Source organism: Cryobacterium sp. TMT3-29-2 (assembly GCF_004564305.1).
Taxonomy (GTDB): Bacteria; Actinomycetota; Actinomycetes; order Actinomycetales; family Microbacteriaceae; genus Cryobacterium; species Cryobacterium sinapicolor.
In genome coordinates this window covers 34,844-57,716 of the sequence record NZ_SOGK01000072.1, presented here as the reverse complement: position 1 = coordinate 57,716, position 22,873 = coordinate 34,844, and the positions used below count along the sequence as shown (strand labels likewise).

General features: G+C 64.6%; 36 protein-coding genes. 35 read left to right on the top strand and 1 reads right to left on the bottom strand.

Annotation, left to right across the window (positions count from 1 at the left end):
- Nucleotides 1-45: 45 nt before the first annotated feature.
- From E3O67_RS08670 to E3O67_RS08505, 34 genes are all read left to right on the top strand, one after another.
- On the top strand, nt 46-276 hold the full coding sequence (locus tag E3O67_RS08670) for an Rv0909 family putative TA system antitoxin (RefSeq protein WP_134427420.1): 231 nt from the start codon (nt 46-48) through the stop codon (nt 274-276).
- Between the two features lie 231 nt (nt 277-507).
- Complete coding sequence (locus tag E3O67_RS08665; protein ID WP_134427423.1) at nt 508-1,488, top strand: hypothetical protein; 981 nt, start codon at nt 508-510, stop codon at nt 1,486-1,488.
- Nucleotides 1,489-2,041: 553 nt separating this feature from the next.
- Nucleotides 2,042-2,350, top strand: a complete 309-nt coding sequence (rpsJ, locus tag E3O67_RS08660; RefSeq protein WP_035834607.1) for a 30S ribosomal protein S10 — start codon at nt 2,042-2,044, stop codon at nt 2,348-2,350.
- 8 nt (nt 2,351-2,358) lie between these two features.
- Nucleotides 2,359-3,018: a 50S ribosomal protein L3 gene (rplC, locus tag E3O67_RS08655; protein WP_134363320.1), complete on the top strand. Its 660-nt coding sequence runs from the start codon at nt 2,359-2,361 to the stop codon at nt 3,016-3,018.
- 4 nt (nt 3,019-3,022) lie between these two features.
- Nucleotides 3,023-3,673, top strand: coding sequence for a 50S ribosomal protein L4 (rplD, locus tag E3O67_RS08650; RefSeq protein WP_134369263.1), 651 nt, complete (start codon nt 3,023-3,025; stop codon nt 3,671-3,673).
- Entirely contained in the window at nt 3,673-3,975 is a 303-nt protein-coding gene (gene rplW / locus E3O67_RS08645; protein ID WP_104100968.1) for a 50S ribosomal protein L23, read from the top strand. The genes rplD and rplW overlap by 1 nt, the downstream gene beginning before the upstream one ends.
- 25 nt (nt 3,976-4,000) lie before the next feature.
- Entirely contained in the window at nt 4,001-4,840 is an 840-nt protein-coding gene (rplB, locus tag E3O67_RS08640) for a 50S ribosomal protein L2 (protein ID WP_104100967.1), read from the top strand.
- 9 nt (nt 4,841-4,849) lie between these two features.
- Entirely contained in the window at nt 4,850-5,131 is a 282-nt protein-coding gene (gene rpsS / locus E3O67_RS08635; protein WP_104100966.1) for a 30S ribosomal protein S19, read from the top strand.
- Between the two features lie 26 nt (nt 5,132-5,157).
- Nucleotides 5,158-5,523, top strand: coding sequence for a 50S ribosomal protein L22 (gene rplV, locus E3O67_RS08630; RefSeq protein ID WP_104100965.1), 366 nt, complete (start codon nt 5,158-5,160; stop codon nt 5,521-5,523).
- The gene (gene rpsC / locus E3O67_RS08625; protein ID WP_134363322.1) at nt 5,523-6,284 is read left to right on the top strand and encodes a 30S ribosomal protein S3; all 762 of its coding nucleotides are present in this window, start codon (nt 5,523-5,525) and stop codon (nt 6,282-6,284) included. The genes rplV and rpsC overlap by 1 nt, the downstream gene beginning before the upstream one ends.
- 2 nt (nt 6,285-6,286) lie before the next feature.
- On the top strand, nt 6,287-6,706 hold the full coding sequence (gene rplP / locus E3O67_RS08620) for a 50S ribosomal protein L16 (RefSeq protein WP_104100963.1): 420 nt from the start codon (nt 6,287-6,289) through the stop codon (nt 6,704-6,706).
- Complete coding sequence (gene rpmC, locus E3O67_RS17665; protein ID WP_134427426.1) at nt 6,706-7,041, top strand: 50S ribosomal protein L29; 336 nt, start codon at nt 6,706-6,708, stop codon at nt 7,039-7,041. The genes rplP and rpmC overlap by 1 nt, the downstream gene beginning before the upstream one ends.
- 2 nt (nt 7,042-7,043) lie before the next feature.
- The gene (rpsQ, locus tag E3O67_RS08610; RefSeq protein ID WP_134427429.1) at nt 7,044-7,343 is read left to right on the top strand and encodes a 30S ribosomal protein S17; all 300 of its coding nucleotides are present in this window, start codon (nt 7,044-7,046) and stop codon (nt 7,341-7,343) included.
- A 33-nt stretch (nt 7,344-7,376) separates the two neighbouring features.
- Nucleotides 7,377-7,745, top strand: coding sequence for a 50S ribosomal protein L14 (gene rplN, locus E3O67_RS08605; RefSeq protein WP_134365618.1), 369 nt, complete (start codon nt 7,377-7,379; stop codon nt 7,743-7,745).
- Between the two features lie 3 nt (nt 7,746-7,748).
- Entirely contained in the window at nt 7,749-8,108 is a 360-nt protein-coding gene (rplX, locus tag E3O67_RS08600; protein ID WP_134369268.1) for a 50S ribosomal protein L24, read from the top strand.
- Nucleotides 8,108-8,716 carry a 50S ribosomal protein L5 gene (rplE, locus tag E3O67_RS08595; RefSeq protein WP_134427431.1) on the top strand — a complete coding sequence of 203 codons (609 nt, stop codon included), beginning with the start codon at nt 8,108-8,110 and terminating at the stop codon, nt 8,714-8,716. Before rplX ends, rplE begins: the two co-directional genes overlap by 1 nt.
- 119 nt (nt 8,717-8,835) lie before the next feature.
- The gene (gene rpsH / locus E3O67_RS08590) at nt 8,836-9,234 is read left to right on the top strand and encodes a 30S ribosomal protein S8 (RefSeq protein WP_104100957.1); all 399 of its coding nucleotides are present in this window, start codon (nt 8,836-8,838) and stop codon (nt 9,232-9,234) included.
- A gap of 6 nt (nt 9,235-9,240) precedes the next feature.
- Nucleotides 9,241-9,777, top strand: coding sequence for a 50S ribosomal protein L6 (rplF, locus tag E3O67_RS08585; protein WP_104100956.1), 537 nt, complete (start codon nt 9,241-9,243; stop codon nt 9,775-9,777).
- Between the two features lie 2 nt (nt 9,778-9,779).
- A complete protein-coding gene (rplR, locus tag E3O67_RS08580) occupies nt 9,780-10,151 on the top strand; it encodes a 50S ribosomal protein L18 (protein WP_134363329.1) in 372 nt (123 codons plus the stop codon).
- A gap of 35 nt (nt 10,152-10,186) precedes the next feature.
- The gene (gene rpsE, locus E3O67_RS08575) at nt 10,187-10,858 is read left to right on the top strand and encodes a 30S ribosomal protein S5 (RefSeq protein ID WP_104101028.1); all 672 of its coding nucleotides are present in this window, start codon (nt 10,187-10,189) and stop codon (nt 10,856-10,858) included.
- Nucleotides 10,858-11,040 carry a 50S ribosomal protein L30 gene (gene rpmD, locus E3O67_RS08570; RefSeq protein ID WP_174235710.1) on the top strand — a complete coding sequence of 61 codons (183 nt, stop codon included), beginning with the start codon at nt 10,858-10,860 and terminating at the stop codon, nt 11,038-11,040. Before rpsE ends, rpmD begins: the two co-directional genes overlap by 1 nt.
- Entirely contained in the window at nt 11,040-11,597 is a 558-nt protein-coding gene (gene rplO, locus E3O67_RS08565; protein WP_135102462.1) for a 50S ribosomal protein L15, read from the top strand. The genes rpmD and rplO overlap by 1 nt, the downstream gene beginning before the upstream one ends.
- 98 nt (nt 11,598-11,695) lie before the next feature.
- Complete coding sequence (gene secY, locus E3O67_RS08560; protein WP_135102471.1) at nt 11,696-13,018, top strand: preprotein translocase subunit SecY; 1,323 nt, start codon at nt 11,696-11,698, stop codon at nt 13,016-13,018.
- Nucleotides 13,015-13,629: an adenylate kinase gene (locus tag E3O67_RS08555; RefSeq protein WP_174776812.1), complete on the top strand. Its 615-nt coding sequence runs from the start codon at nt 13,015-13,017 to the stop codon at nt 13,627-13,629. Before secY ends, E3O67_RS08555 begins: the two co-directional genes overlap by 4 nt.
- Nucleotides 13,630-13,684: 55 nt before the next feature.
- Nucleotides 13,685-14,515: a type I methionyl aminopeptidase gene (map, locus tag E3O67_RS08550; RefSeq protein WP_135102461.1), complete on the top strand. Its 831-nt coding sequence runs from the start codon at nt 13,685-13,687 to the stop codon at nt 14,513-14,515.
- A gap of 119 nt (nt 14,516-14,634) precedes the next feature.
- Nucleotides 14,635-14,964 (top strand): PTS sugar transporter subunit IIB, encoded by a 330-nt coding sequence (locus E3O67_RS08545; protein ID WP_134427443.1) that lies wholly within the window; start codon nt 14,635-14,637, stop codon nt 14,962-14,964.
- A gap of 4 nt (nt 14,965-14,968) precedes the next feature.
- Nucleotides 14,969-15,457, top strand: coding sequence for a PTS sugar transporter subunit IIA (locus tag E3O67_RS08540; RefSeq protein ID WP_134427446.1), 489 nt, complete (start codon nt 14,969-14,971; stop codon nt 15,455-15,457).
- A gap of 95 nt (nt 15,458-15,552) precedes the next feature.
- Nucleotides 15,553-15,774: a translation initiation factor IF-1 gene (infA, locus tag E3O67_RS08535; protein ID WP_022883252.1), complete on the top strand. Its 222-nt coding sequence runs from the start codon at nt 15,553-15,555 to the stop codon at nt 15,772-15,774.
- Between the two features lie 66 nt (nt 15,775-15,840).
- Nucleotides 15,841-15,954: a 50S ribosomal protein L36 gene (gene rpmJ, locus E3O67_RS08530; RefSeq protein WP_035834639.1), complete on the top strand. Its 114-nt coding sequence runs from the start codon at nt 15,841-15,843 to the stop codon at nt 15,952-15,954.
- Nucleotides 15,955-16,105: 151 nt separating this feature from the next.
- Entirely contained in the window at nt 16,106-16,480 is a 375-nt protein-coding gene (gene rpsM / locus E3O67_RS08525; protein WP_104100946.1) for a 30S ribosomal protein S13, read from the top strand.
- A gap of 45 nt (nt 16,481-16,525) precedes the next feature.
- The gene (gene rpsK / locus E3O67_RS08520; RefSeq protein WP_055821293.1) at nt 16,526-16,924 is read left to right on the top strand and encodes a 30S ribosomal protein S11; all 399 of its coding nucleotides are present in this window, start codon (nt 16,526-16,528) and stop codon (nt 16,922-16,924) included.
- A 184-nt stretch (nt 16,925-17,108) separates the two neighbouring features.
- Nucleotides 17,109-18,098, top strand: coding sequence for a DNA-directed RNA polymerase subunit alpha (locus tag E3O67_RS08515; RefSeq protein ID WP_134365630.1), 990 nt, complete (start codon nt 17,109-17,111; stop codon nt 18,096-18,098).
- Between the two features lie 46 nt (nt 18,099-18,144).
- Nucleotides 18,145-18,663 carry a 50S ribosomal protein L17 gene (gene rplQ, locus E3O67_RS08510; RefSeq protein WP_134427448.1) on the top strand — a complete coding sequence of 173 codons (519 nt, stop codon included), beginning with the start codon at nt 18,145-18,147 and terminating at the stop codon, nt 18,661-18,663.
- Nucleotides 18,664-18,839: 176 nt separating this feature from the next.
- The gene (locus E3O67_RS08505) at nt 18,840-19,850 is read left to right on the top strand and encodes a GNAT family N-acetyltransferase (protein ID WP_167726542.1); all 1,011 of its coding nucleotides are present in this window, start codon (nt 18,840-18,842) and stop codon (nt 19,848-19,850) included.
- A gap of 10 nt (nt 19,851-19,860) precedes the next feature.
- Here the strand turns inward: E3O67_RS08505 and E3O67_RS08500 are convergent, their stop codons facing one another.
- On the bottom strand, nt 19,861-21,765 hold the full coding sequence (locus tag E3O67_RS08500) for an acyltransferase family protein (protein WP_135102459.1): 1,905 nt from the start codon (nt 21,763-21,765) through the stop codon (nt 19,861-19,863).
- A 189-nt stretch (nt 21,766-21,954) separates the two neighbouring features.
- Between E3O67_RS08500 and E3O67_RS08495 the strand changes: the two genes are divergently transcribed.
- Nucleotides 21,955-22,788 (top strand): tRNA pseudouridine(38-40) synthase TruA, encoded by an 834-nt coding sequence (locus tag E3O67_RS08495; RefSeq protein WP_135102470.1) that lies wholly within the window; start codon nt 21,955-21,957, stop codon nt 22,786-22,788.
- Nucleotides 22,789-22,873: the final 85 nt, after the last annotated feature.

The following is a 22,873-nucleotide window of genomic DNA, read 5'->3' as shown; positions in this document are numbered from 1 at the left end:
ACTAGCCTCTCTTAGAACCCCAACCGCCCCAGATCGGAGCACCCCGTGAATTTCAACGACATCAGCCGCAAGGCGCAGGAGTTCCTCAAAACGGAGAAGGGCGAGAAGGTCGCCGACAAGATCCTCGACGGGGGTGCCGCCGCCGCGAACAAGGTCACCGGCAACAAGCACGCCGACAAGATCCAGGATGCCCGCGACAAGGCGGACAAGCACCTCGGCCGCGGTGACGGCCCGACCGACCGCGGCGCGCAAGGCACTGACCCCGACGCACGCTAGCCCGGGCCGAGCTCGCCGCGCTCACCGCTCCGCGGGTCGTGCGCCGGTTCGCGCGTGGCATGCCACCCGCGAACCGGCGCAGTGTCCGCGAGCCGGCGCAGTGTCCGCGAGCCGGCGCAGTGTCCGCGAGCCGGCATCCGACCTGTTCTCCACAGGCGCTTCGGCCGGAGCGGAGTGTGCAGGTGCCCGGGTTGAGGCGTTGACGGAGACGCAGCAGTGCACAGTGGCCGGATGCCTGACTCACCTGACGAGCACTTCTCACCCAACGGCCTCCTCCTCTCGTCCGATCTCCGCAGAGCCTTCGGCGCCGACCTTCGTCTCCGCCGCCTCGCGGGCAGAGGCGAATTGCACCGTCTGGCGCGCGGCCAATACATCGACGCCACGCTGTGGGCCGCGCTAAACAGCGATCAGCGGTACGCGCTCCGAGTGCGCGGTGCGGCGGAAACGCGGCAGACCGAACTGGTGCTCTCCCACCAATCCGCTGCCGTTCTGTGGGCACTCCCTACCCTCTTCGGCTGGCCACTCGAGGTTCACTTCCTCACCGAGCGCACCCGGGGCGGTCGCTCCACCCCGGGAATCCGAAAACACGCGACGGGCCTGGACCCGACGGATGTCACCACGGTCAACGGGCTCCTGGTCACCACCATCGAACGCACCGTGATCGACCTGGCGGCCACTCTGGATCTGAAATCCGCGGTGGCCATCGCGGACCGCGCCATTGCGGTGGATCGTACCGGGCGCTTTCGGCCGCTGACCACCAGAGTCAGGCTGCTCGAGACCTGGGAACGGATGCTGCCGTTCCGCGGGTCGGTGCGGGCGCGGGCCGTGATCGACTTCGCCTCGACGCTGTCTGGGTCACCCAACGAGTCTGGAAGCCGCGTCAATGTGGCGCTGAACGGCTTTCCGGAGCCGGTGCTGCAGCATCCGTTCGTTGTCGATGGCAAGACGGTTTTCACCGACTTCTATTGGATCGCCGAGCACTCGGTGGGGGAGGCCGACGGCAAGCGCAAGTACTTCGACCCCGTGATGCTCGACGGCCGGACAACAGCGCAGGTGGTCTACGACGAGAAACGCCGGGAGGATGGCGTGCGACGCCAGGTGCACGCGTTCACCCGCTGGGACTTCCCGGTCGGGATGAGCCAGAGCCGGCTTCGCAGCCGGCTGCTGCAGTTGGGGCTGCCGACCGGACGCCCGCGACTTCAATTTCGGTGAGGTGCGGTGCTTCTCGGTGCTTCCCGGGCGGTGCGCGCATGCTGCGCCGCTGCGCTGGTGGCGTGCCACGCGCGGAGCGGCGCAGCACCCGCGCGAAGTCCGGATAGCAACGGCGACGCGCCCGGGAGGAGCGTCGGTGAAGCCGCGGAACGACGCGGATGTGCCGACACGCCGCGCGCGACACGCCCGGGTTGCACAATGACCCGACCCTGTGGCAGACTCTTCTAGTTCAACACTTTCGACTGCCGCGCTGCACGCGGTGTCGGGATCACTGCCAGGCAGTGCATAGCTTGTGCCGTTCGCCGTAAAAGGCGCCAGGTGCACAGTTAGGCCGCGGGTAGCAGGACATAGCTCAAACCAACAGCCGGGAAAGCTGGGTAAAGCCATGCCTTCCCCCATGCGCGAGTGTGGAGAAGCGGGTTGGCTCGGCGAGACCGCACCGCGGCCCCGCCGAAATTGACAGATGAACAGTGGTGCGACAGCAGCAGTGCTACTACGGCGTCCAATGCAACCCTCGGGATGTAAGAAGCCTTGACAAGAAAGCGAGTTCGACATGGCGGGACAGAAAATCCGCATTCGACTTAAGTCGTATGACCACGAGGTCATCGACATCTCGGCGCGCAAGATCGTCGACACAGTGACCCGCGCGGGTGCGACTGTCGTCGGCCCCGTGCCGCTTCCGACCGAGAAGAACGTGGTGTGTGTCATCCGTTCGCCTCACAAGTACAAGGACAGCCGGGAGCACTTTGAAATGCGCACCCACAAGCGTCTGATCGACATCATTGACCCGACCCCGAAGGCCGTCGACTCGCTCATGCGTCTCGACCTGCCGGCCGACGTCAACATCGAGATCAAGCTCTAGGGCCCGCGATGTCTTACGCAGATACCAAGACCACCAAGGGTCTCCTCGGCAAGAAGCTCGGCATGACGCAGGTATGGGACGAGAACAACAAGCTCGTTCCCGTCACCGTCATCGAGATCTCGCCCAACGTTGTCACCCAGATCCGCAGCAAGGACATCGACGGCTACGCCGGCGTCCAGATCGCTGCTGGGGCCATCGACCCGCGCAAGGTGAACAAACCTTCCGCCGGACACTTCGAAAAGGCAGGCGTCACGCCTCGCCGCCACCTCACCGAGCTCCGCACTGCGGATGCCGCTGACTACACCCTGGGCCAGGAACTCACCGTTGACGGTGTGTTCGCTGCCGGCACCAAGGTCGACGTCATGGGCACCAGCAAGGGTAAGGGTTTCGCCGGTGTTATGAAGCGTCACAACTTCAAGGGTGTTTCCTCCTCTCACGGTTCGCACCGTAACCACCGCAAGCCCGGTTCCATCGGTGCTTCCTCGACCCCGAGCCGTGTCTTCAAGGGCATGCGCATGGCCGGTCGTATGGGTGGCGAGCGCGTCACTGTGCTGAACCTCAAGGTTCACGCCGTGGATGCCGAGAAGGGCCTCCTGCTGGTCAAGGGTGCCGTTCCCGGCGCCAAGGGCCGCCTCGTATTCGTCCGCAATGCAGTGAAGGGAGCCTAGTCGTATGACTACCTCACTCGATCTCATCGACGCCAAGGGTAAGAAGGCCGGCTCCGTTGAGCTGCCCGCCGAAATCTTTGACGTTCAGACCAACGTCCCGCTGATCCACCAGGTCGTCGTCGCGCAGCTCGCTGCCGCACGTCAGGGAACGCACAAGACCAAGCGTCGTGGCGAAGTTTCCGGCTCCGGCCGCAAGCCGTTCAAGCAGAAGGGAACCGGTCGCGCCCGTCAGGGCTCGATTCGCGCCCCTCAGATGACCGGTGGTGGCATCGTCCACGGACCGACCCCGCGGAACTACGAACAGCGCACTCCCAAGAAGATGATCGCGGCAGCACTGCGCGGATCCCTTTCTGACCGCGCTCGTGGTGACCGCCTGCACGTCGTGACCGCACTCTTCAGCGCCGAGACGCCCAGCACCAAGGGCGCCATCGAGCTTCTCAGCCAGATCGCCAGCAGCAAGCACGTGCTGGTCGTCCTGGAGCGCACCGACGAAATGACGCTGCGCAGCATCCGCAACCTGCCGACGGTGCACGTTCTGCCGTGGGACCAGCTGAATGCCTATGACGTGCTCGTCAGCGACGACATTGTCTTCACCAAGGGCGCGTTCGACGCGTTCGTGGCGAGCAAGACCAAGAAGGAAGAGGTGTCCGCATAATGGCTACCCCGATCAACAAGGATCCCCGCGACGTCATCATCGCTCCGGTCGTCTCTGAGAAGAGCTATGGCCTGATCGACGAGGGCAAGTACACCTTCATCGTGGACCCGCGCTCGAACAAGACCGAAATCAAGCTCGCGATCGAAAAGATCTTCAAGGTGGAGGTCGCTTCGATCAACACCATGAACCGTATCGGCAAGACGCGTCGCACGAAGTTCGGTCAGGGCAAGCGCAAGGACACCAAGCGTGCCATCGTCACGCTCAAGTCCGGTTCCATTGACATCTTCACGGCCGTCGGCTAAGCGGCGCGGACTAGAGGAATAAGAAATGGCTATTCGTAAGTTCAAGCCCACGACTCCCGGTCGTCGCGGTTCATCTGTTGCAGACTTCGCAGAGATCACCCGCTCCACGCCGGAGAAGTCCCTGCTTCGCCCCCTGTCCAAGACCGGTGGCCGTAACAACCAGGGTCGCATCACCACCCGTCACATCGGTGGTGGACACAAGCGCCAGTACCGTCTGATCGACTTCCGTCGTAACGACAAGGACGGCGTCAACGCCAAGGTCGCTCACATCGAGTACGACCCGAACCGCACGGCGCGCATCGCGCTCCTGCACTTCATGGACGGCTCCAAGCGCTACATCATCGCCCCGAACAAGCTGAACCAGGGCGACATCGTAGAGTCGGGCGCCGGTGCTGACATCAAGCCCGGCAACAACCTGCCGCTGAAGAACATCCCCACCGGTACCATCATCCACGCGGTCGAACTGCGTCCGGGCGGTGGCGCCAAGATGGCCCGCTCCGCCGGATCGTCCGTTCGCCTCGTTGCGAAGGATGGCATCTACGCCCAGCTGCGCCTGCCGTCCGGAGAAATCCGCAACGTCGACGCCCGCTGCCGCGCCACGATCGGCGAGGTCGGCAACGCCGAGCAGTCGAACATCAACTGGGGCAAGGCCGGCCGTATGCGCTGGAAAGGCGTTCGCCCGACCGTTCGTGGTGTTGCCATGAACCCGGTCGACCACCCGCACGGTGGTGGTGAGGGTAAGACGTCCGGTGGACGTCACCCCGTCAGCCCTTGGGGCCAGAAAGAAGGGCGTACCCGCCACCCGAACAAGGAAAGCGACAAGCTCATCGTTCGTCGCCGTACCGTCGGCAAGAAGCGTAAGTAGGAGTAGACGATGCCACGCAGTCTCAAGAAAGGCCCGTTCGTTGACGACCACCTGCTTCGCAAGGTTGTCAAGGCGAACGAAGCCAGCAGCAAGAACGTAATCAAGACCTGGTCGCGCCGTTCGATGATCATCCCCGGCATGCTCGGGCACACCATCGCCGTGCACGACGGACGCAAGCACATCCCGGTGTTCGTCACCGAGAGCATGGTCGGGCACAAGCTCGGCGAGTTTGCGCCCACCCGCACCTTCCGTGGACACGTGAAGGACGACAAGAAGGGCCGTCGCCGCTAACGCGGGGACGTGAAGGAGGATAAGAAATGGTGGAGTCGATCGCACGCGTGCGTCACATCCGCGTTACCCCCCAGAAGGCTCGTCGCGTCGTCAACCTGATCCGCGGCAAGCAGGCCTTCGAGGCTCTGGGAATTCTGAAGTTCGCGCCGCAGGGCGCGAGCGACCCGGTGTACAAGCTGGTTGCCTCGGCAATCGCCAACGCCCGAGTCAAGGCTGATGCAGCCAACACCTTCCTCGACGAGCAGGACCTGTTCGTCAGCCAGGCGTTCGTTGATGAGGGTACGACCCTCAAGCGTTTCCAGGCCCGTGCACAGGGTCGCGCATTCCAGATCAAGAAGCGCACGAGCCACATCACGGTTGTGCTCGCCACTCCTGAGGAGGGTACGAAGTAATGGGTCAGAAAGTAAACCCCTATGGCTTCCGTCTGGGAATCACGACCGACCACGTGTCGCGTTGGTTCTCTGACAGCACGAAGCCGGGCCAGCGTTACAGCGACTTCGTCGCTGAGGACGTCAAGATCCGCCGCCTGTTGAGCACCAGCCTCGACCGCGCCGGCGTGTCCCGCATCGAGATCGAGCGCACTCGTGACCGCGTTCGCGTCGACATCCACACCGCCCGTCCGGGCATTGTGATCGGTCGCCGCGGCGCGGAGGCCGAGCGCATCCGCTCCGACCTCGAGAAGCTCACCGCCAAGCAGATCCAGCTGAACATCCTCGAGGTGAAGAACCCCGAGGTGGACGCTCAGCTCGTCGCCCAGGGCATCGCCGAGCAGCTTTCCGCTCGTGTGGCATTCCGCCGCGCGATGCGTAAGGGCCTGCAGGGTGCCCAGCGCGCCGGCGCCAAGGGTGTTCGCATCCAGGTGTCCGGTCGTTTGGGTGGCGCCGAGATGAGCCGTTCGGAGTTCTACCGCGAAGGCCGTGTGCCCCTGCACACCCTGCGCGCGAACATCGACTACGGCTTCTACGAAGCCAAGACCACCTTCGGCCGCATCGGCGTGAAGGTCTGGATCTACAAGGGCGACATCACCAACAAGGAACTCGCTCGCGAGCAGGCCAACGCTAAGTCGTCCCGCCCCGAGCGTCGTGACGACCGACCGCGTCGTGCGCCCCGCGCAGAGGCAGCGGCACCGGTTGCAGCAGGAGTTGAGGCATAACCATGTTGATTCCACGCAGAGTCAAGCACCGCAAGCAGCACCACCCGGGCCGTACCGGCCACGCAACCGGTGGTACCGAGCTGTCGTTCGGTGAGTACGGCATCCAGGCCCTCACCCCCGCGTATGTGACCAACCGTCAGATCGAGTCCGCTCGTATCGCGATCACTCGTCACATGAAGCGCGGCGGCAAGGTCTGGATCAACATCTACCCGGACCGTCCGCTCACCAAGAAGCCGGCCGAAACCCGCATGGGTTCCGGTAAGGGTTCCGTCGAGTGGTGGGTTGCCAACGTCAAGCCCGGTCGCGTGCTTTTCGAACTCAGCGGTGTCACCGACATCGTTGCCAAGGAAGCGCTGACCCGCGCTATTCACAAACTGCCCTTGAAGGCACGCATCATCAAGCGCGAGGAGGGCGACGCATAATGGCGATCGGATCCAAGGAGCTCGCCTCAGTCGAGCTCGACACTTTTGAAAACGAGCGGTTGTTCGATGAGCTGAAGAAGGCGAAGGAAGAACTCTTCAACCTTCGCTTCCAGTCGGCCACCGGCCAGCTCGAGAGCCACGGCCGCCTCCGCGCGGTCAAGCGCGACATCGCTCGCATCTACACGGTTCTCCGTGAGCGCGAGTTGGGTATTCGCCCGACTCCCGCACCAGTCGAGGCTCCGGCCAAGGCTGAGAAGAAGACCAAGAAGGCCAAGCCTGCTGTGAAGTCTGACGACTCCGCTGAGGCCGACGCCGCCCAGACGAAGGAGGCCTAGTCATGGCGAAGACTGACGATAAGGTCGTCGCTGTCGAGGCTGAGGCTCTCGTTCGCGGCTACCGCAAGACGCTGCGTGGTTACGTGACCAGCGACAAGATGGACAAGACCATCGTTGTCGAGGTCGAAGACCGCGTGAAGCACCCGTTGTACGGCAAGGTCATCCGCCGTACGTCCAAGCTGAAGGTCCACGACGAGGCGAACATCGCCGGCGTCGGCGACCTGGTCCTGATCAGTGAGACCCGTCCGCTGAGCGCCACCAAGCGCTTCCGCCTGGTCGAGATCCTCGAGAAGGCCAAGTAAGCCTCGCGCTTACTTGATAGAAGGAGTTAAAAAGTGCTTCAGCAAGAATCACGACTCAAGGTTGCCGACAACACGGGTGCCAAGGAGCTGTTGACCATTCGCGTGCTCGGCGGCTCCGGCCGTCGCTACGCCGGACTGGGCGACACGATCGTCGCCACGGTCAAGGACGCGATCCCGGGCGGCAACGTCAAGAAGGGCGACGTCGTCAAGGCCGTCGTCGTTCGCGTCAAAAAGCAGACCCGTCGTCCAGACGGTTCGTACATCAAGTTCGATGAGAACGCCGCAGTGATTTTGAAGAACGAAGGTGACCCCCGCGGCACCCGAATCTTCGGACCGGTCGGTCGCGAGCTTCGCGACAAGAAGTTCATGAAGATCATCTCGCTGGCACCGGAGGTTATCTAAATCATGGCCAGACTCAAAAAGGGTGACCTCGTAGAGGTCATCACCGGCCGCACCCAGGCCCGCGGCGGAGACCGTGGCAAGCAGGGTAAGGTCATCGCCGTCCTGGTGGAGAAGAACAGGGTCCTCGTCGAGGGCATCAACTTCGTCACCAAGCACGTCCGCGTGGGCCAGACCCAGCGCGGCACCAAGACCGGCGGCATCGAGACCATGGAGGCACCGATTCACGTGTCCAACGTGGCCCTCGTCGACCCGGAGACCAAGAAGCCGACTCGCGTCGGCTTCCGCCTCGAAGAAGTAACGAAGGACGGCGTCACCAAGACGGTCCGCATCCGTTACGCCAAGAAGTCAGGGAAGGACCTCTGATGACCGACACTTCAGTTGCAGCAACAGAAGCAGAAGCGACCGTCGAGGCAGTCCTGCCGCGTCTCAAGCAGAAGTACCGCGACGAGATCATGGCTCAGCTCAGCAAGGACCTCGGTTTCACCAACGTTCACCAGATTCCGAATCTGGTCAAGATCGTTGTGAACATGGGTGTCGGCGAGGCAGCACGCGACGGCAAGATCATGGATGGCGCCGTCTCCGACCTCACCAAGATCACCGGTCAGAAGCCGCAGGTCACCAAGGCCCGCAAGTCGATCGCGCAGTTCAAACTGCGCGAAGGACAGCCCATCGGCACGCACGTCACACTTCGTGGCGACCGCATGTGGGAGTTCCTCGACCGGCTCCTGAGCCTGGCGCTTCCGCGCATCCGCGACTTCCGCGGTCTGAGCGACAAGCAGTTCGATGGCAGCGGTAACTACACCTTCGGTTTGACCGAGCAGGTCATGTTCCACGAAATCGACCAGGACCGGATCGACCGTATCCGCGGTATGGATATCACGGTTGTGACGACGGCCAAGAACAACGAAGAAGGTCGCGCGCTGCTCAAGGCGCTGGGCTTCCCGTTCAAGACGGCCGAAAACACCAAGTAAAGTAGCTCTTTGGCTCTTGTAGTAAAAAACCCGGGGCTGGACAACCGTCCAGCCCCACCACGACCAAGGTCGTCACCCGTGTAACGGATGAACGAAACCAGGCGAGAAAGGCACCACAAATGACAATGACAGATCCGGTCGCAGACATGCTGACCAGACTGCGCAACGCTAACTCGGCGTTCCACGACACCGTGTCCATGCCGCACAGCAAGCTCAAAGCGAACATCGCGGACATCCTCAAGGCCCAGGGTTACATCTCGGCATGGGACGTCAAGGATGCAGTGGTCGGCAAGACCCTCACGCTCAACCTCAAGTTTGGTCCGAACCGCGAGCGTTCCATCGTCGGCATCAAGCGGGTTTCCAAGCCCGGCCTGCGCGTGTACGCCAAGTCGACCGAAATCCCCACCGTTCTCGGTGGCCTCGGCGTTGCCATCCTGTCCACCTCCAGCGGTCTGCTCACCGACCGTCAGGCCGAGAAGAAGGGCGTAGGCGGAGAAGTACTCGCCTACGTGTGGTAGCTGACAATGTCACGTATTGGAAGACTCCCCATCCCGATTCCCGCGGATGTCACGGTCGCCACTGAAGGCCAGCGCGTCAACGTCAAGGGTCCGAAGGGTGAGCTCGCGCTCACCGTCGCGAACCCCATCGAGGTCAAGATCGAGGACGGCCACGTCGTCGTCACCCGCCCGAACGACGAGCGCAACTCGCGTTCGCTGCACGGATTGACTCGCACGCTGATCGCAAACCAGATCATCGGGGTGACGGTGGGTTACACCAAGTCCCTCGAGATCGTCGGTACCGGTTACCGCGTCGCCCAGAAGGGCAGCTCGATCGAGTTCGCCCTCGGCTTCTCGCACCCGGTCCTCGTCGAGGCACCTGCCGGTATCACCCTCACCGTGGAGAGCGTCAACCGCCTCACGGTCGGTGGCATCGACAAGCAGGCTGTCGGCGAGGTCGCCGCCAACATCCGTAAGATTCGCAAGCCGGAGCCCTACAAGGGCAAGGGTGTGCGTTACGCCGGCGAGATTGTTCGCCGCAAGGCCGGAAAGAGTGGTAAGTAACCATGGGTCTCGGAACTAGAGGTAAGAGCAAGGCTGCTGCCCGCGGACGCAGGCACACACGTCTTCGCAAGAAGATCGAGGGGACCGCGCTTCGTCCGCGTCTCGTCGTGACCCGTTCGGCTCGCCACGTGTTCGTGCAGGTCGTCGATGACAGCAAGGGCTTCACCCTTGCCTCGGCGTCCACGCTCGAAGACGGTCTGCGCACCTTCGATGGTGACAAGACCGCCAAGGCCCGTAAGGTCGGCGAACTCGTCGCCGAACGTGCGAAGGCCGCCGGCATCGAAGCCGTCGTATTTGACCGTGGCGGAAGCAAGTACGCAGGACGCGTCGCTGCGATCGCCGATGGAGCTCGAGAGGGTGGATTGAACCTGTGAGCACTGAAACCGCTAGCACAGCAACCAAGGAGACCGTGGTGGCTGCAGAGGCACCCGTCGAAACCGCTGCCTCAACGGCACCTGCCCAGAACGAGCCTCGTGAGGCTCGTCGTGGCGGCCGTGAGCGCAACCCGAACAAGGACCGCGGAAGCCGCGATGCCGACAAGAGCCAGTTCCTGGAGCGCGTCGTCACCATCAACCGCGTTTCCAAGGTGGTGAAGGGTGGTCGTCGCTTCAGCTTCACCGCCCTCGTCGTCGTCGGTGACGGAAACGGCCTCGTCGGCGTTGGATACGGCAAGGCCCGCGAGGTGCCGACCGCCATTTCCAAGGGTGTCGAGGAAGCGAAGAAGAACTTCTTCCGCGTGCCCCGCGTCGGCCTGACCATCCCGCACCCCGTGCAGGGTGAAGCCGCAGCCGGCGTCGTCCTGCTGCGTCCCGCCGCTGCCGGTACCGGCGTCATCGCCGGTGGCCCGGTGCGCGCCGTTCTCGAGTGCGCAGGCATCCACGATGTCCTGAGCAAGTCGCTCGGTTCGTCGAACACCATCAACATCGTTCACGCCACCGTCGAGGCCCTGCACCAGCTCGAAGAGCCGCGTGCGGTTGCCGCTCGTCGTGGCCTCGCGTACGAAGACGTCGCTCCGGCGCGCTTCCTGCGTGCCGACGCCGCCGCAGCAGCAGCTGCAGCGGCAGCAAAGGCAGGTGCCTGATGGCTCGCCTCAAAGTGACACAGATCAAGTCCAAAATTAGTGAGAAGCAGAACCAGCGCGACACGCTTCGCAGCCTGGGTCTCAAGCGCATTGGCGCGGTCACGATTCGCGAGGACAACTCGCAGAACCGCGGCTACGTCAACACCGTTGCTCACCTCGTAAAGGTCGAGGAGATTGACTAATGGCTGACGAGAAGGAAGCTGCCACCGCAGCCGCCAAGCCCGCCACTGCAAAGAAGGCAGCCCCCAAGAAGGCAACCACCGCCAAGGTCGCAGTGAAGTCTGCTCCGCCCGAGAAGCGCGAGCAGGTCCTGAAGGTTCACCACCTTCGCCCCGCCCCCGGAGCCAAGAAGTCGCGCATGCGCGTCGGTCGTGGTGAAGGTTCCAAGGGTAAGACCGCCGGCCGTGGTACCAAGGGCACGAAGGCGCGCTACAACGTGCGCATCGGGTTCGAGGGTGGCCAGATGCCGCTGCACATGCGTACTCCGAAGCTGCGCGGGTTCAAGAACCCGTTCCGCGTCGAGTACCAGGTCGTCAACCTCGAGAAGCTCGCCGAGCTGTACCCGAACGGCGGCGATGTAACCATCGCCGACCTGGTCGCCAAGGGTGCCGTTCGCGACAACGAGAAGGTCAAGGTTCTCGGCAATGGTGACATTGCGGTTAAGCTGAACATTGCAGTGGATAAGGTCTCCGGCTCAGCAGAGCAGAAGATCGTCGCTGCGGGTGGCTCAATCAAGTAAGTCCGTAGACGCTGAGCGAGCTTGTCGAGGCCACCAATCGAAATCTTTCGATGCTGGACTCGACAAGCTCGTTTTTCACGTTATTAACTGGAGGCATTGTGTTCAGCGCCATCGCGCGGATCTTCCGCACACCCGACCTGCGCAGGAAAATCGGGTTCAGCCTGGGTATCGTCGCCCTGTTCCGACTGGGTTCGTTCATTCCTGCCCCCTTCGTCGACTTCGGAAACGTTCAATCGTGTCTGGCGGCGAACCAGGACGCCAGCGGCCTCTACGAGCTCGTGAACCTCTTCAGCGGCGGCGCTCTGCTGCAGCTGTCGGTCTTCGCGCTCGGCATCATGCCGTACATCACGGCCTCGATCATCGTGCAGCTGCTGCGCGTGGTCATTCCACACTTCGAGACCCTGCACAAGGAGGGCGCGTCCGGACAGGGCACGCTCACCCAGTACACCCGGTACCTCACCATCGCCCTCGCGATCCTCCAGTCGACGACGCTGATCACCGTGGCCCGCAGCGGTGCGCTCTACGGCACGTCCGCCAGCGCCGAGTGCTCCCAGTTGCTCACCAACGACGCCTGGTACGCCATCATGCTGATGGTCATCACCATGACCGCCGGCACCGGCCTGATCATGTGGATGGGCGAGCTCATCACCGAGCGCGGCATCGGCAACGGCATGTCGCTGTTGATCTTCACCTCCATCGCTGCCCTGTTCCCCGGTTCGCTGGCCTCCATCGGCCAGCAGAAGGGCCTTGACATCCTGTTGATCGTGATCGCGGTCGGTCTGGTCGTGGTAGCGGCCGTGGTCTTCGTCGAGCAGTCCCAGCGTCGCATCCCGGTGCAGTACGCCAAGCGGATGGTCGGACGCCGCACCTACGGCGGCAACAACACGTACATCCCGATCAAGGTGAACATGGCCGGCGTCGTGCCCGTCATCTTCGCGTCGTCGCTGCTGTACCTGCCCGCCCTGATCGCACAGTTCAACCAGCCCGCCGCCGGACAGGCGCCGGCAGCATGGGTCAACTGGGTCACCAACAACCTCACGCAGGGCAACGACCCGCTCTACATGGCGCTGTACTTCCTCCTCATCGTCGGATTCACCTACTTCTATGTTGCGATCACCTTCAACCCCGAAGAGGTCGCCGACAACATGAAGAAGTACGGCGGATTCATTCCGGGCATCCGTGCCGGTCGTCCGACCGCCGAATACCTGGACTTCGTTCTCACCCGGGTGACGCTGCCCGGTGCCCTGTACCTTGGCCTGATCGCCCTGTTGCCGCTGATCGCGTTCTCCGCGATCGGAGCCGACCAGAACTTCCCGTTCGGTGGAGCCAGCATCCTGATCGTCGTCGGTGTCGGACTCGAGACGGTCAAGCAGATCGATGCGCAACTCCAACAGCGTCACTACGAAGGGCTCCTCCGATGACCCGTTTGCTGCTGATCGGCCCGCCTGGCGCGGGCAAGGGAACCCAGGCGGAGCGCCTGTCCGAGGCGTTCGATGTTCCGGCCATCTCGACGGGTGACATTTTTCGCTTCAACGTGAAGAACGACACCGCGCTCGGGCTCCAGGTCAAGGCATTCATGGATGCCGGTGCGTACGTTCCCGATTCCCTCACCAACGAGATCGTGTCCGACCGGCTGCAGAAGCCCGACGCCGTGCAGGGGTTCCTCCTCGACGGCTACCCGCGTACGCAGGAACAGGTCCTGGAACTGGACCGGCTGCTCGAGGCCGACGGTACCGCACTCGATGCCGTCGTGCTGATCGTCGCCGACACCGAGGAGGTCGTCGCCCGGCTTCTCAAGCGTGCCGCCGAACAGGGTCGTGCGGATGACACCGCCGACGTCATCCGGCACCGGCTCGCCGTTTACGAGGAGCAGACCGCTCCACTGATCGACATCTATTCCTCCCGCGGCCTCGTGGTCACGGTCGACGGCCTCGGAGCCGTCGATGAGGTGACCGGTCGCATCCTCGAGGCCCTGGCCCAGCGCGGAGTCGCCGTGCCCGTGACCAGCGGAGACGCAGCCAGCGCCTCCTAACCCGGTCGTGCACGTTCAGCGGGCACGACCTCAGCAGTTTGCAGAGATTTTCACAATGAGCCTTCGACGATCCATCTACAAGTCGCCGGCGCAGATGCGGTTGATGATCGCGCCCGGACTGGCCACGGCCGCATCCCTGGATGCGGCCCGTGCGGCCATCCGGGTCGGCGCGACAACGCTCGACCTCGACGCCGCGGCCGAAGCCGCCATCGTCGCTCGGGGCGGCCTGCCCAACTTCAAGCTGGAGCAGGGCTACCACCACACGGTCTGCGCTTCCGTCAACGACGATGTCGTTCACGGAATCCCGGGGGCGCGCGTGTTGGCCGCCGGCGACATCGTGTCGATCGACAGTGGGGCCATCATCGATGGCTGGAACGGTGATGCGGCCTTCTCCTTCGTGATTCCGGACCCGGACCGGCCTGAGGTCGTGGCCGAGCGTGAGAAGCTGTCGCACGTCACGGAGCAGTCGTTATGGCACGGGATCGCCCGGCTTTCGGAGGCGCGGCACCTGAATGAGGTCGGCGACGCCATCGAGGACTACGTCGAGTCCCAGGGTGACTACGGAATCCTCACCGATTACGTCGGTCACGGCATCGGCCGGTCCATGCACGAGGCTCCGCCGGTGTTCAACTACCGGGTGCGTCAGAAGGGGCCGGACGTGAAGCCCGGTCTCGTGATCGCGATCGAGCCCATGGTCGTCCTAGGAGCCATCGAGACCTACGTGCGCGACGACGACTGGACCGTCGCTACCAGCGATGGCCTGGCTGCCGCGCACTGGGAGCACAGTGTGGCCGTGCACACGGACGGCATCTGGGTGCTGACCGCTGCCGACGGCGGCGCAGCGGCGCTGGCCCCGTTCGGTATCACCCCCGTTCCGCTCGCGTAATCGCACGCTCCCTGAATCAGCCACACTCGGGGGCGGGAACTTGGTCTCCACGGTTGCCCGGACGCGGGAGGATGGAGGAGAGGGCACAGCGTCCTCTCGATTCAGGGGAAAGCGATTCCATGAAGATTCTCGTCGTCTGCGGTGCCGGAGCCTCCAGCGCCTTCGTTGCACACCGGGTTCGCCACACCGCGGCGGGCCGTGGTCTGGATGTGCACGTCTCCGCGGGCAGCGAATCGGATCTGCCGTCCTCCCTCGGCCCGGTCGACGTGCTCCTGGTGGGTCCCCACCTGGCACCCCGGTTCGAGAAGATCCGCGCGCAGGCCGTGCGCGCCGGGGTCGGCGTCGCACTGCTCGAGGCCACTGTCTTCGCGTCGCAGAACGGCGACGAGGCACTCGACGCCGCCATCTATGCCTACAAGACGCGCGACTGGGCCGAAACGGCGAAGTAGCGCGATGACGGGCGAAATTCTCGAACTGGGCAACGTGATGGCCGCCGGATCGGCCACGGGAAGGTTCGACGCCATCCGGGAGGCCGGCGGGCTGCTCGTCGAGGCAGGTGCGGTGAGCGATGACTACATCGACGCGATGTGCGACCGTGAAGCCAGCGTGTCGACCTACATGGGAAATTTCCTTGCCATCCCGCACGGGACCAACGATGCCAGGGAATCCATCGTCCGATCGGCCCTGTCACTCGTGCGGTACGCCGAACCGATCGATTGGAACGGCCAGCAGGTGCGTTTTGTGGTCGGGATCGCGGGGCGTGGCAACGAACACCTCGACATCCTGCAGAAAATCGCGATCGTCTTCTCGGACGCGGACGAGGTTCAGAAACTGATCGACGCCGGCACGGCGGAGGACATCCTCATGCTCCTCACGGCGAATGCCGGGAATCCCGTTCCGGATTATAGGGAAGAATTGCCAAAAGGCAACTCAGTACCATAGAGTAAATCCTTGGTGTCTGATGCCCGCGTAGGCGGCGTGTCATTTCATCACAATCCACGCACGACCAGCAATCAATACCCTAGCGATAGTGAGTTATGGCCAAAAAAGACGGTGTCATCGAAATCGAGGGCGCAGTAGTCGAAGCTCTTCCCAACGCGATGTTCCGCGTTGAGCTGACCAACGGCCACAAAGTTCTTGCCCACATTTCAGGCAAGATGCGTCAGCACTACATCCGTATCCTCCCGGAGGACCGCGTGATCGTCGAGCTGAGCCCGTACGACCTGACTCGCGGCCGGATCGTTTACCGCTACAAGTAGAGAGTGCTGTAAGTAACGGCCCGAGGCGTTCCTGGGGTACGAAGACAGCGAATACAAGGACACACCATGAAGGTCAAGCCCAGCGTCAAGAAGATCTGCGACAAGTGCAAGGTCATCCGCCGTAACGGCAACGTGATGGTCATTTGCGAGAACCCTCGTCACAAGCAGCGTCAGGGCTGATCGCGGCCCGTTCGATCTCGGTCGAACCCGTCGCGATGCAACTGAATACAGAAAATAGCAGTGCCGGGAACCCTGCGGGGGGACACCATCGGTTGGAGGCCGATGAACAGGCACTGTTACAGACCTCCACTCATATACAGGAGAAGCCACAATGGCACGTCTAGCCGGCGTTGATATTCCTCGCGATAAGCGCGTGGAAGTTGCACTGACTTACATCTTTGGTGTTGGCCGCACGAGGGCACTCAAGACCCTCGCCGACACTGAAATCGATGGAAACATCCGAGTCAAGGACCTGAGTGACGAGCAGCTCGTCGCCCTCCGTGACTACATCGAAGGAACCTTCAAGGTTGAGGGTGACCTCCGCCGTGAGGTTGCCGCTGACATCCGCCGCAAGGTCGAGATCGGCAGCTACGAGGGCATCCGCCACCGCAAGGGCCTGCCCGTTCGCGGCCAGCGCACCAAGACCAACGCTCGCACCCGCAAGGGCCCGAAGCGCACCGTAGCCGGCAAGAAGAAGGCGCGCTAGGCCTCGGCCTGGCCCGCCAAAGCCTTTAGGATTCAGGAGAAATTCATGGCAGCACCAAAGTCGGCCGTTCGGAAGCCGCGCAAGAAAGAAAAGAAGAACATCGCTGTGGGCCAGGCCCACATCAAGAGCACCTTCAACAACACCATCGTCTCGATCACTGACACCACCGGTGCGGTCATCAGCTGGGCGTCCTCAGGTGGAGTTGGCTTCAAGGGGTCGCGCAAGTCGACCCCGTTCGCCGCACAGCTGGCTGCCGAGTCGGCCGCCCGCCAGGCGCAGGAGCACGGAATGAAGAAGGTTGACGTCTTCGTCAAGGGACCCGGATCGGGCCGCGAGACCGCGATCCGTTCGCTCCAGGCCGCCGGCCTCGAGGTCGGTTCCATCAACGATGTCACCCCCCAGGCGCACAACGGATGCCGTCCGCCCAAGCGTCGTCGCGTCTAACCAACCGGCATCTCGCCATCGGCCGGGCCCGTCAGCAGACGGGCCCGGCTGTGGCGGGTCGTGGGGCATCACCCCTCCCTCGTTCGACGATGTGCTCGATTGTCGGGCTTGTCGAGAGACACACAACTCAAAACCTCGCCACGCAAGTGTCATATAGCGGACACTTAGCCGAAAGGAATCAACAGTGCTTATTGCACAGCGCCCCACGCTCACCGAAGAGAACATCTCGGAGTTCCGATCCAGGTTCGTCATCGAACCTCTTGAGCCTGGTTTCGGTTACACCCTCGGCAACTCCATGCGCCGCACCCTCCTGTCCTCGATCCCCGGAGCCGCTGTCACCAGCATCCGGATCGACGGTGTGCTGCACGAGTTCAGCACCGTTCCCGGTGTCAAGGAAGACGTCACCGAGATCATCCTGAACATCAAGGGCCTCGTCATCTCCAGTGAGCACGACGAGCCCATCACCGCGTACCTGCGCAAGCAGGGTGCCGGCCAGGTCACGGCCGCCGACATCTCGGCTCCGGCCGGGGTCGAGGTCCACAACCCCGAACTGGTCATCGCAACGCTGAACGACAAGGCCAAGTTCGAACTCGAGCTGACCATCGAGCGCGGCCGCGGCTACGTGTCGGCCACCCAGAACCGCAACGAGTACTCCGAGGCCGGCCAGATTCCCGTCGACTCGATCTACTCGCCCGTGCTCAAGGTGACCTACCGCGTCGAGGCGACTCGTGCCGGTGAGCGCACCGACTTCGACCGCCTCGTCGTTGACGTGGAGACCAAGTCGGCGATTTCGCCTCGCGACGCCATCGCATCCGCCGGTCGCACCCTGACCGAGCTGTTCGGGCTGGCCCGCGAGCTGAACACCGCCGCAGAGGGCATCGAGATCGGCCCCGCGCCGGTCGACGCCGTCCTGTCGACCGAACTGTCGATTCCGATCGAAGACCTCGATCTGTCGGTTCGCTCGTACAACTGCCTCAAGCGCGAGGGCATCAACAACGTCAGCGAATTGGTCGCCCTCTCGGAGACCCAGCTGATGAACATCCGCAACTTCGGACAGAAGTCGGTGGATGAGGTCAAGGACAAGCTCGTTGAGCTTGGCCTGTCCCTGAAGGACTCGGTGCCCGGATTCGACGGTGCCCACTTCTACAGCGGCTACGACGAAGAAACCATCTAAAGCAGTCGTTCAGACTGACTTTCGACTTTGATACTGGAGATAACCAATGCCTACGCCCACTAAGGGAGCCCGCCTCGGAGGCGGACCGGCCCACGAGCGCCTCATGCTCGCCAACCTGGCCGCATCCCTGTTCACCCACAAGTCCATCAAGACGACCGAGACGCGCGCCAAGCGCCTGCGTCCGGTCGCCGAGCGACTGATCACCTTCGCAAAGAAGGGCGACCTTCACGCCCGCCGTCGCGTGCTCGCCACCATCGGCGACAAGACCGTCGTGCATGAGCTCTTCACCGAGATCGCACCTCAGGTCGCTCTTCGTGAGGGCGGCTACACCCGCATCACGAAGCTCGGCTTCCGCAAGGGTGACAACGCTTCGATGGTGCAGATGGAGCTCGTTCTCGAGCCCGTCACCCCGAAGGTCAAGCGCTCCTCCGTCAAGGCTGCTTCCAAGCCTGCCGCGGCAGCGCCCGTTGTCGAGGCTCCGGCCGAGGTCGTCGCCGAGGACGCAGCGCAGGGCGCTGACGTCGTCGAGGGTGACGTCGCCGCCGACGCTGAGGAATCCAAGTAAGCACACTGTGCTGACTCGGCCCAGCTGAATCGCTGCGTTGAATCGAAAGGGGCCCGACTTCGGTCGGGCCCCTTTTCCGTGCCCGGGCAACGGCCTATCGTCCCTGCGGCACCCCGGCTACGGTATGCGCCATGGAACGCCCGACTCGAACCCGGACTGCGACCCCGAGCAGGAGCGTGGCACTGCCGATCGACGCGCTTGGGGCGTCCCATCCGGAGATCGTAAGGTGGCGTCCGGCAACGGTGGCGGACGTCGATGACCTGTGGCGGTTCACCCGGATCGTGGGGAAGGCAGACCATCCCCACCACCTGACGACGCGGGAGGGAATCGTGCGGGACTTCGGCCTGTCGTACTTCGACCCGGAGCAGGACTCCCTGATCGGGGTCGCTCGCGACGGCACCCTCGCGGCGACGGGGATGGTGATGGCGCCGACTCGGCGCGAGACCCTGGCCCGATCGATCCTGGTCGGCGGGGTGCACCCGGACTACCGCGGGCGCGGTATCGGCCAGGAACTGCTCACGTGGCAACTGGGCCGGGCCGAGCAGCAGCTGGCCATCGCGGCCCCCGCAGTTCCGCGATGGATCCTGGCCTACACCGACGAGGCCGCCTACCGCAGCGTCCGGTTGTTCCGGCGCCTGGGCATGGAATGTGCGCGGTACTTCCAATCACTCGAGCGGCGCCTCGACCAGCCGATCCCGGAGATCGACCTTCCCGGCGACGTCCGCGTCATCGGGTACACCCCGCAACTTTCCCGGGCCGCTCACGCGGCGCGGAACTCGTCGTTCCGGGACCATTGGGCGAGCCAGCCGATGAGTGACGAAGCCTGGGACTCCTTCGTGACGAGTCGCATATTCCGCCCCGACCTCTCGTTTCTGGCCCTCGCGGCCGGTCGCGACGGATCCCAGCAGGTCGTGGGGTTTGCCCTCGCCACGGTCAACCAGGACGACTGGGTCAACCAGGGTTACACCGGCAGCCACGTCGACCTCGTCGGCGTGATCGACGGATGGCGCGGCAAGCGCATCGCGCGGGCCCTGCTGTCCGCGCACCTGCGCGCCGCACGCACCGAGGGTCTGGCTCGGGCGACCCTGATCGTGGACTCCGAGAGTCCGACCGGCGCGCTCAACCTATATCTGGGGATGGGGTTCACGCCCACCACCCGCAGGCTGGCCTTCACCGTCGAACTCTAGCGCTCCCCGGTCACGGCAGCAGCAGCGGCGGCCGGGGAACCGCTGACCCGGCAGGGTCCGGCAGGCGATACACCTCGAGGCCCGGCTCCGGCGGGGGCTCGGCGAGCCGTTTCAGTGCGGCTCGAATGGCGTCGGCGTAGATCCGGCCGCCGGCCGGACCGGGATGGATGTTGTCCTCGGCGAGCACCTCGGTGTGCGGCGCGATCGCGGCGTGCCAGTCGGCCAGCTCGACCTGGCGGTGACGCGCCGAGAACCGGGCCAGGTCTTCGTTCACCCCGGCCGTCCAGTCACGCTCCGCGAAGGCAGTGACCAGGATCAGCTCCCGGTCAGGGCCGATCACGGTGCGGATCGCCGCCAGCTGACTCGCCCGGATCGGGCCGTTGGTGCCGAGACCGACGACGACGACCGGCCGAAGGGTGCTCGCCTCGGCCTGGGCGGCCAGGATGTCGGGAGCGGCCCCCATGCCACGGGACACAGTGGCGTCGATCGCGATCCCCGGAAAGTCCGCCTGCAACTCGGCTGCCGACGCGAGCATGACCGAGTCGCCCACCGCCGTGATCAGGTCCCCGGGCGCCGGACGGTCAAGGGCGCTGGCGGCCGGCCGGGACGTGCGCCGGGCGGCCTGCTCGGCCTGCCGTTCCGCAGCATCCACCGCCTTCTCGCCGCGTTCGATCTCGTTCTGGGCGCTCGTCTGGGTGGGAGCGGTGACCAGGGCCGCGGTCGTGCCGGTCGTCAGGAACAGGGCGGTGGCGCCGACCAGGCCGAGGAGGACGAACCGGCCGCGCACCCCCGTCATGCGGGAATTGAGACGACGGATGCTGCCGCGCACCCCCGTCGTGCGCACCGGAAGTTCGAGCCAGCGGTACGACGCACCGGCCGCCAGCAGTGTCAGCGCGCCTGCCAGCATCCCGACTCCAATGCCCGTCAGCACGGGCTGTGACACGCCGGCCGCCGGCCACGCCGCCTGAACGAGCACGAGCACCGGCCAGTGCCACAGGTAGATGCCGTAGGAGCGTTCGCCCAGGTAGCGGAGCGGCCCGGTGTCCAGCGCCGGGCCGAAGCCGGGCCCGCGCACGGCCGCCCAGATCACGACCGCGGTCAACAGGCTCACCAGCAGCAGTCCGCCGCGATAGGTCACCATCCCGGTGTCGGGCAGGGTGAGCGCCGCGACCAGCAGCCCGGCGAGGGCGGCCACGCCCAGCCGCGAGCGCCAGCGGCCGAGCAGGGCGGCGAGGCGGGGAGCCGGACCGCTCGGGAAGCCGGAACGGCGCAGCAGCAGGGCGAGCGCCGCGCCGGTGAAGAGCCCGAAGCTATGCGTGTCCGAGCCGTAGTACACCCGGGTGGGGTCGACGGCCTCGTACAGCAGCCCCATCCAGGCGGCGGAGGCCAGAGCCAGGGCGGCGACCAGTGCCAGGCGCAGCCAGCCGTTCCGCACCAACAGGAGTCCGAGGAGGGCGAACGGCCAGACCAGGTAGAACTGCTCCTCGACCGCCAGCGACCACAGGTTGCGGAACAGTTCCGGCGCCGTGGCGCTGAAGTAGCTCGCCGAGCCGGCGATCGACACCCAGTTGTAGCCGAAGGTGATCGCGCCGACCAGCTGCCAGCCGAGGCCCACCAGCACGTCCCCGCCGATCAGCCAGGCGGCCGTGCACAGAATCAGCACCAGTGGGATCAGCGGCGGCACCAGGCGCAGGGCCCGTCGTTTCCAGAAGCGGCCGAGCGCGATCCGTCCGGTTTCGTCCCGTTCGCCGATAAGCAGACCCGTGATCAGGAAGCCGCTGATCACGAAGAAGACGTCGACCCCGATGAACCCGCCGGGCAGGACCGCCGGGAAGAAGTGGAACACGACGACCAGAGCCACGGCGATGCCACGCAGGCCGTCGAGACCGGCCAGGCGTTTCGGGTGGACGCTCACGGAGTGCGGATGAGCGTCAGAGGGCGGGGGCTGCAGGGTTTCATGGGGGGGAGGACCGAAGTCCGGGTTCAACGATAACCCGGACCGGACCGTACACTTACCTCCGTGATTCTTCCCCCGGCGCCCGACGAGATCCAAGCAGCGGGCACCACTCGGATCAGACTCGACATCGCCTACGATGGCACCGGCATGAGCGGCTGGGCGACGCAGCCGGGCCTCCGCACGGTGCAGGGCCAGATCGAGGCCGGGCTGGCGGGCATCCTGCACAGCCACCCGCCGACCCCGATTCTGACCGTGGCCGGGAGAACGGATGCCGGCGTGCACGCCACCGGACAGGTCGCCCACTTCGATCTGAACCCCGACCAGGCCGACGGTCTGGTGCGCATCTCCCGCGGCAAGGGCCGGCCTCCGACGCCGCTGGCGGTCATGGTGCAGCGGCGGCTCAGCGGCATCCTCGTCACCCAGCCCGAAATCGTGATCAAGTCCTCCGTTCTCGCACCGCCCGGGTTCGACGCCCGGTTCTCCGCGCTCTACCGGCGCTACGAATACCGGATCGCCGACTCCGTCGTCGGGCACGACCCGCTGCAGCGGTTCCGCACCACCTGGCACGGCTTCGCCCTCGACGTGGACGCCATGGACGCGGCAGCCGCGACGCTGATCGGCCTGCACGACTTCGCCACCTATTGCAAGCCGCGTCCGGGCGCCACGACGATCCGCACCCTGCAGGAGTTCCGCTGGCGCCGCGATCCGGATGGCGTACTCGTCGCATCCGTTCAGGCCGACGCCTTCTGCCACAGCATGGTGCGTGCGCTGGTCGGCGCCTGCGTCGCCGTGGGGGAGGGCCGCCTGGCCGGGGACCGCCTGGTAGACCTCCGGATCGAGCGGGCCCGCACCAGCGAGTTCAAGGTGATGCCGGCCCAGGGTCTCGCGCTGCTGGAGGTCGGCTATCCGGCCGACGAGCTGCTCGCCCTGCGGGCCCGGGAGACCCGCGCTCGCCGGGAACTCATCGACGACACCGAGTAGCCCGGGAATTGCGCTGCCGGGCCCACCGCGTTAGTGTTATTCCTTGGTGTCTGTGCGTTGCAGCCAGACACACGAACGTGAGCCC

What these genes read in the sequence shown, in the direction of transcription:
- E3O67_RS08555 (WP_174776812.1), top strand. Translation starts at nt 13,015, where the DNA reads ATGACCCGTTTGCTGCTGATCGGCCCGCCTGGCGCGGGCAAGGGAACC.
- rplR (WP_134363329.1), top strand. Translation starts at nt 9,780, where the DNA reads ATGGGTCTCGGAACTAGAGGTAAGAGCAAGGCTGCTGCCCGCGGACGC.
- rpsC (WP_134363322.1), top strand. Translation starts at nt 5,523, where the DNA reads ATGGGTCAGAAAGTAAACCCCTATGGCTTCCGTCTGGGAATCACGACC.
- rplX (WP_134369268.1), top strand. Translation starts at nt 7,749, where the DNA reads ATGGCCAGACTCAAAAAGGGTGACCTCGTAGAGGTCATCACCGGCCGC.
- rpmC (WP_134427426.1), top strand. Translation starts at nt 6,706, where the DNA reads ATGGCGATCGGATCCAAGGAGCTCGCCTCAGTCGAGCTCGACACTTTT.
- E3O67_RS08665 (WP_134427423.1), top strand. Translation starts at nt 508, where the DNA reads ATGCCTGACTCACCTGACGAGCACTTCTCACCCAACGGCCTCCTCCTC.
- infA (WP_022883252.1), top strand. Translation starts at nt 15,553, where the DNA reads ATGGCCAAAAAAGACGGTGTCATCGAAATCGAGGGCGCAGTAGTCGAA.
- rplO (WP_135102462.1), top strand. Translation starts at nt 11,040, where the DNA reads ATGGCTGACGAGAAGGAAGCTGCCACCGCAGCCGCCAAGCCCGCCACT.
- rplQ (WP_134427448.1), top strand. Translation starts at nt 18,145, where the DNA reads ATGCCTACGCCCACTAAGGGAGCCCGCCTCGGAGGCGGACCGGCCCAC.
- rplD (WP_134369263.1), top strand. Translation starts at nt 3,023, where the DNA reads ATGACTACCTCACTCGATCTCATCGACGCCAAGGGTAAGAAGGCCGGC.
- rpmD (WP_174235710.1), top strand. Translation starts at nt 10,858, where the DNA reads ATGGCTCGCCTCAAAGTGACACAGATCAAGTCCAAAATTAGTGAGAAG.
- rpsJ (WP_035834607.1), top strand. Translation starts at nt 2,042, where the DNA reads ATGGCGGGACAGAAAATCCGCATTCGACTTAAGTCGTATGACCACGAG.
- rpsK (WP_055821293.1), top strand. Translation starts at nt 16,526, where the DNA reads ATGGCAGCACCAAAGTCGGCCGTTCGGAAGCCGCGCAAGAAAGAAAAG.
- rplF (WP_104100956.1), top strand. Translation starts at nt 9,241, where the DNA reads ATGTCACGTATTGGAAGACTCCCCATCCCGATTCCCGCGGATGTCACG.
- E3O67_RS08545 (WP_134427443.1), top strand. Translation starts at nt 14,635, where the DNA reads ATGAAGATTCTCGTCGTCTGCGGTGCCGGAGCCTCCAGCGCCTTCGTT.
- E3O67_RS08495 (WP_135102470.1), top strand. Translation starts at nt 21,955, where the DNA reads ATGAGCGGCTGGGCGACGCAGCCGGGCCTCCGCACGGTGCAGGGCCAG.
- rplE (WP_134427431.1), top strand. Translation starts at nt 8,108, where the DNA reads ATGACCGACACTTCAGTTGCAGCAACAGAAGCAGAAGCGACCGTCGAG.
- rplC (WP_134363320.1), top strand. Translation starts at nt 2,359, where the DNA reads ATGTCTTACGCAGATACCAAGACCACCAAGGGTCTCCTCGGCAAGAAG.
- E3O67_RS08540 (WP_134427446.1), top strand. Translation starts at nt 14,969, where the DNA reads ATGACGGGCGAAATTCTCGAACTGGGCAACGTGATGGCCGCCGGATCG.
- rplV (WP_104100965.1), top strand. Translation starts at nt 5,158, where the DNA reads ATGGTGGAGTCGATCGCACGCGTGCGTCACATCCGCGTTACCCCCCAG.
- rpsQ (WP_134427429.1), top strand. Translation starts at nt 7,044, where the DNA reads ATGGCGAAGACTGACGATAAGGTCGTCGCTGTCGAGGCTGAGGCTCTC.
- rplP (WP_104100963.1), top strand. Translation starts at nt 6,287, where the DNA reads ATGTTGATTCCACGCAGAGTCAAGCACCGCAAGCAGCACCACCCGGGC.
- rpsS (WP_104100966.1), top strand. Translation starts at nt 4,850, where the DNA reads ATGCCACGCAGTCTCAAGAAAGGCCCGTTCGTTGACGACCACCTGCTT.
- rpsM (WP_104100946.1), top strand. Translation starts at nt 16,106, where the DNA reads ATGGCACGTCTAGCCGGCGTTGATATTCCTCGCGATAAGCGCGTGGAA.
- rpmJ (WP_035834639.1), top strand. Translation starts at nt 15,841, where the DNA reads ATGAAGGTCAAGCCCAGCGTCAAGAAGATCTGCGACAAGTGCAAGGTC.
- map (WP_135102461.1), top strand. Translation starts at nt 13,685, where the DNA reads ATGAGCCTTCGACGATCCATCTACAAGTCGCCGGCGCAGATGCGGTTG.
- rpsH (WP_104100957.1), top strand. Translation starts at nt 8,836, where the DNA reads ATGACAATGACAGATCCGGTCGCAGACATGCTGACCAGACTGCGCAAC.
- rplW (WP_104100968.1), top strand. Translation starts at nt 3,673, where the DNA reads ATGGCTACCCCGATCAACAAGGATCCCCGCGACGTCATCATCGCTCCG.
- rplB (WP_104100967.1), top strand. Translation starts at nt 4,001, where the DNA reads ATGGCTATTCGTAAGTTCAAGCCCACGACTCCCGGTCGTCGCGGTTCA.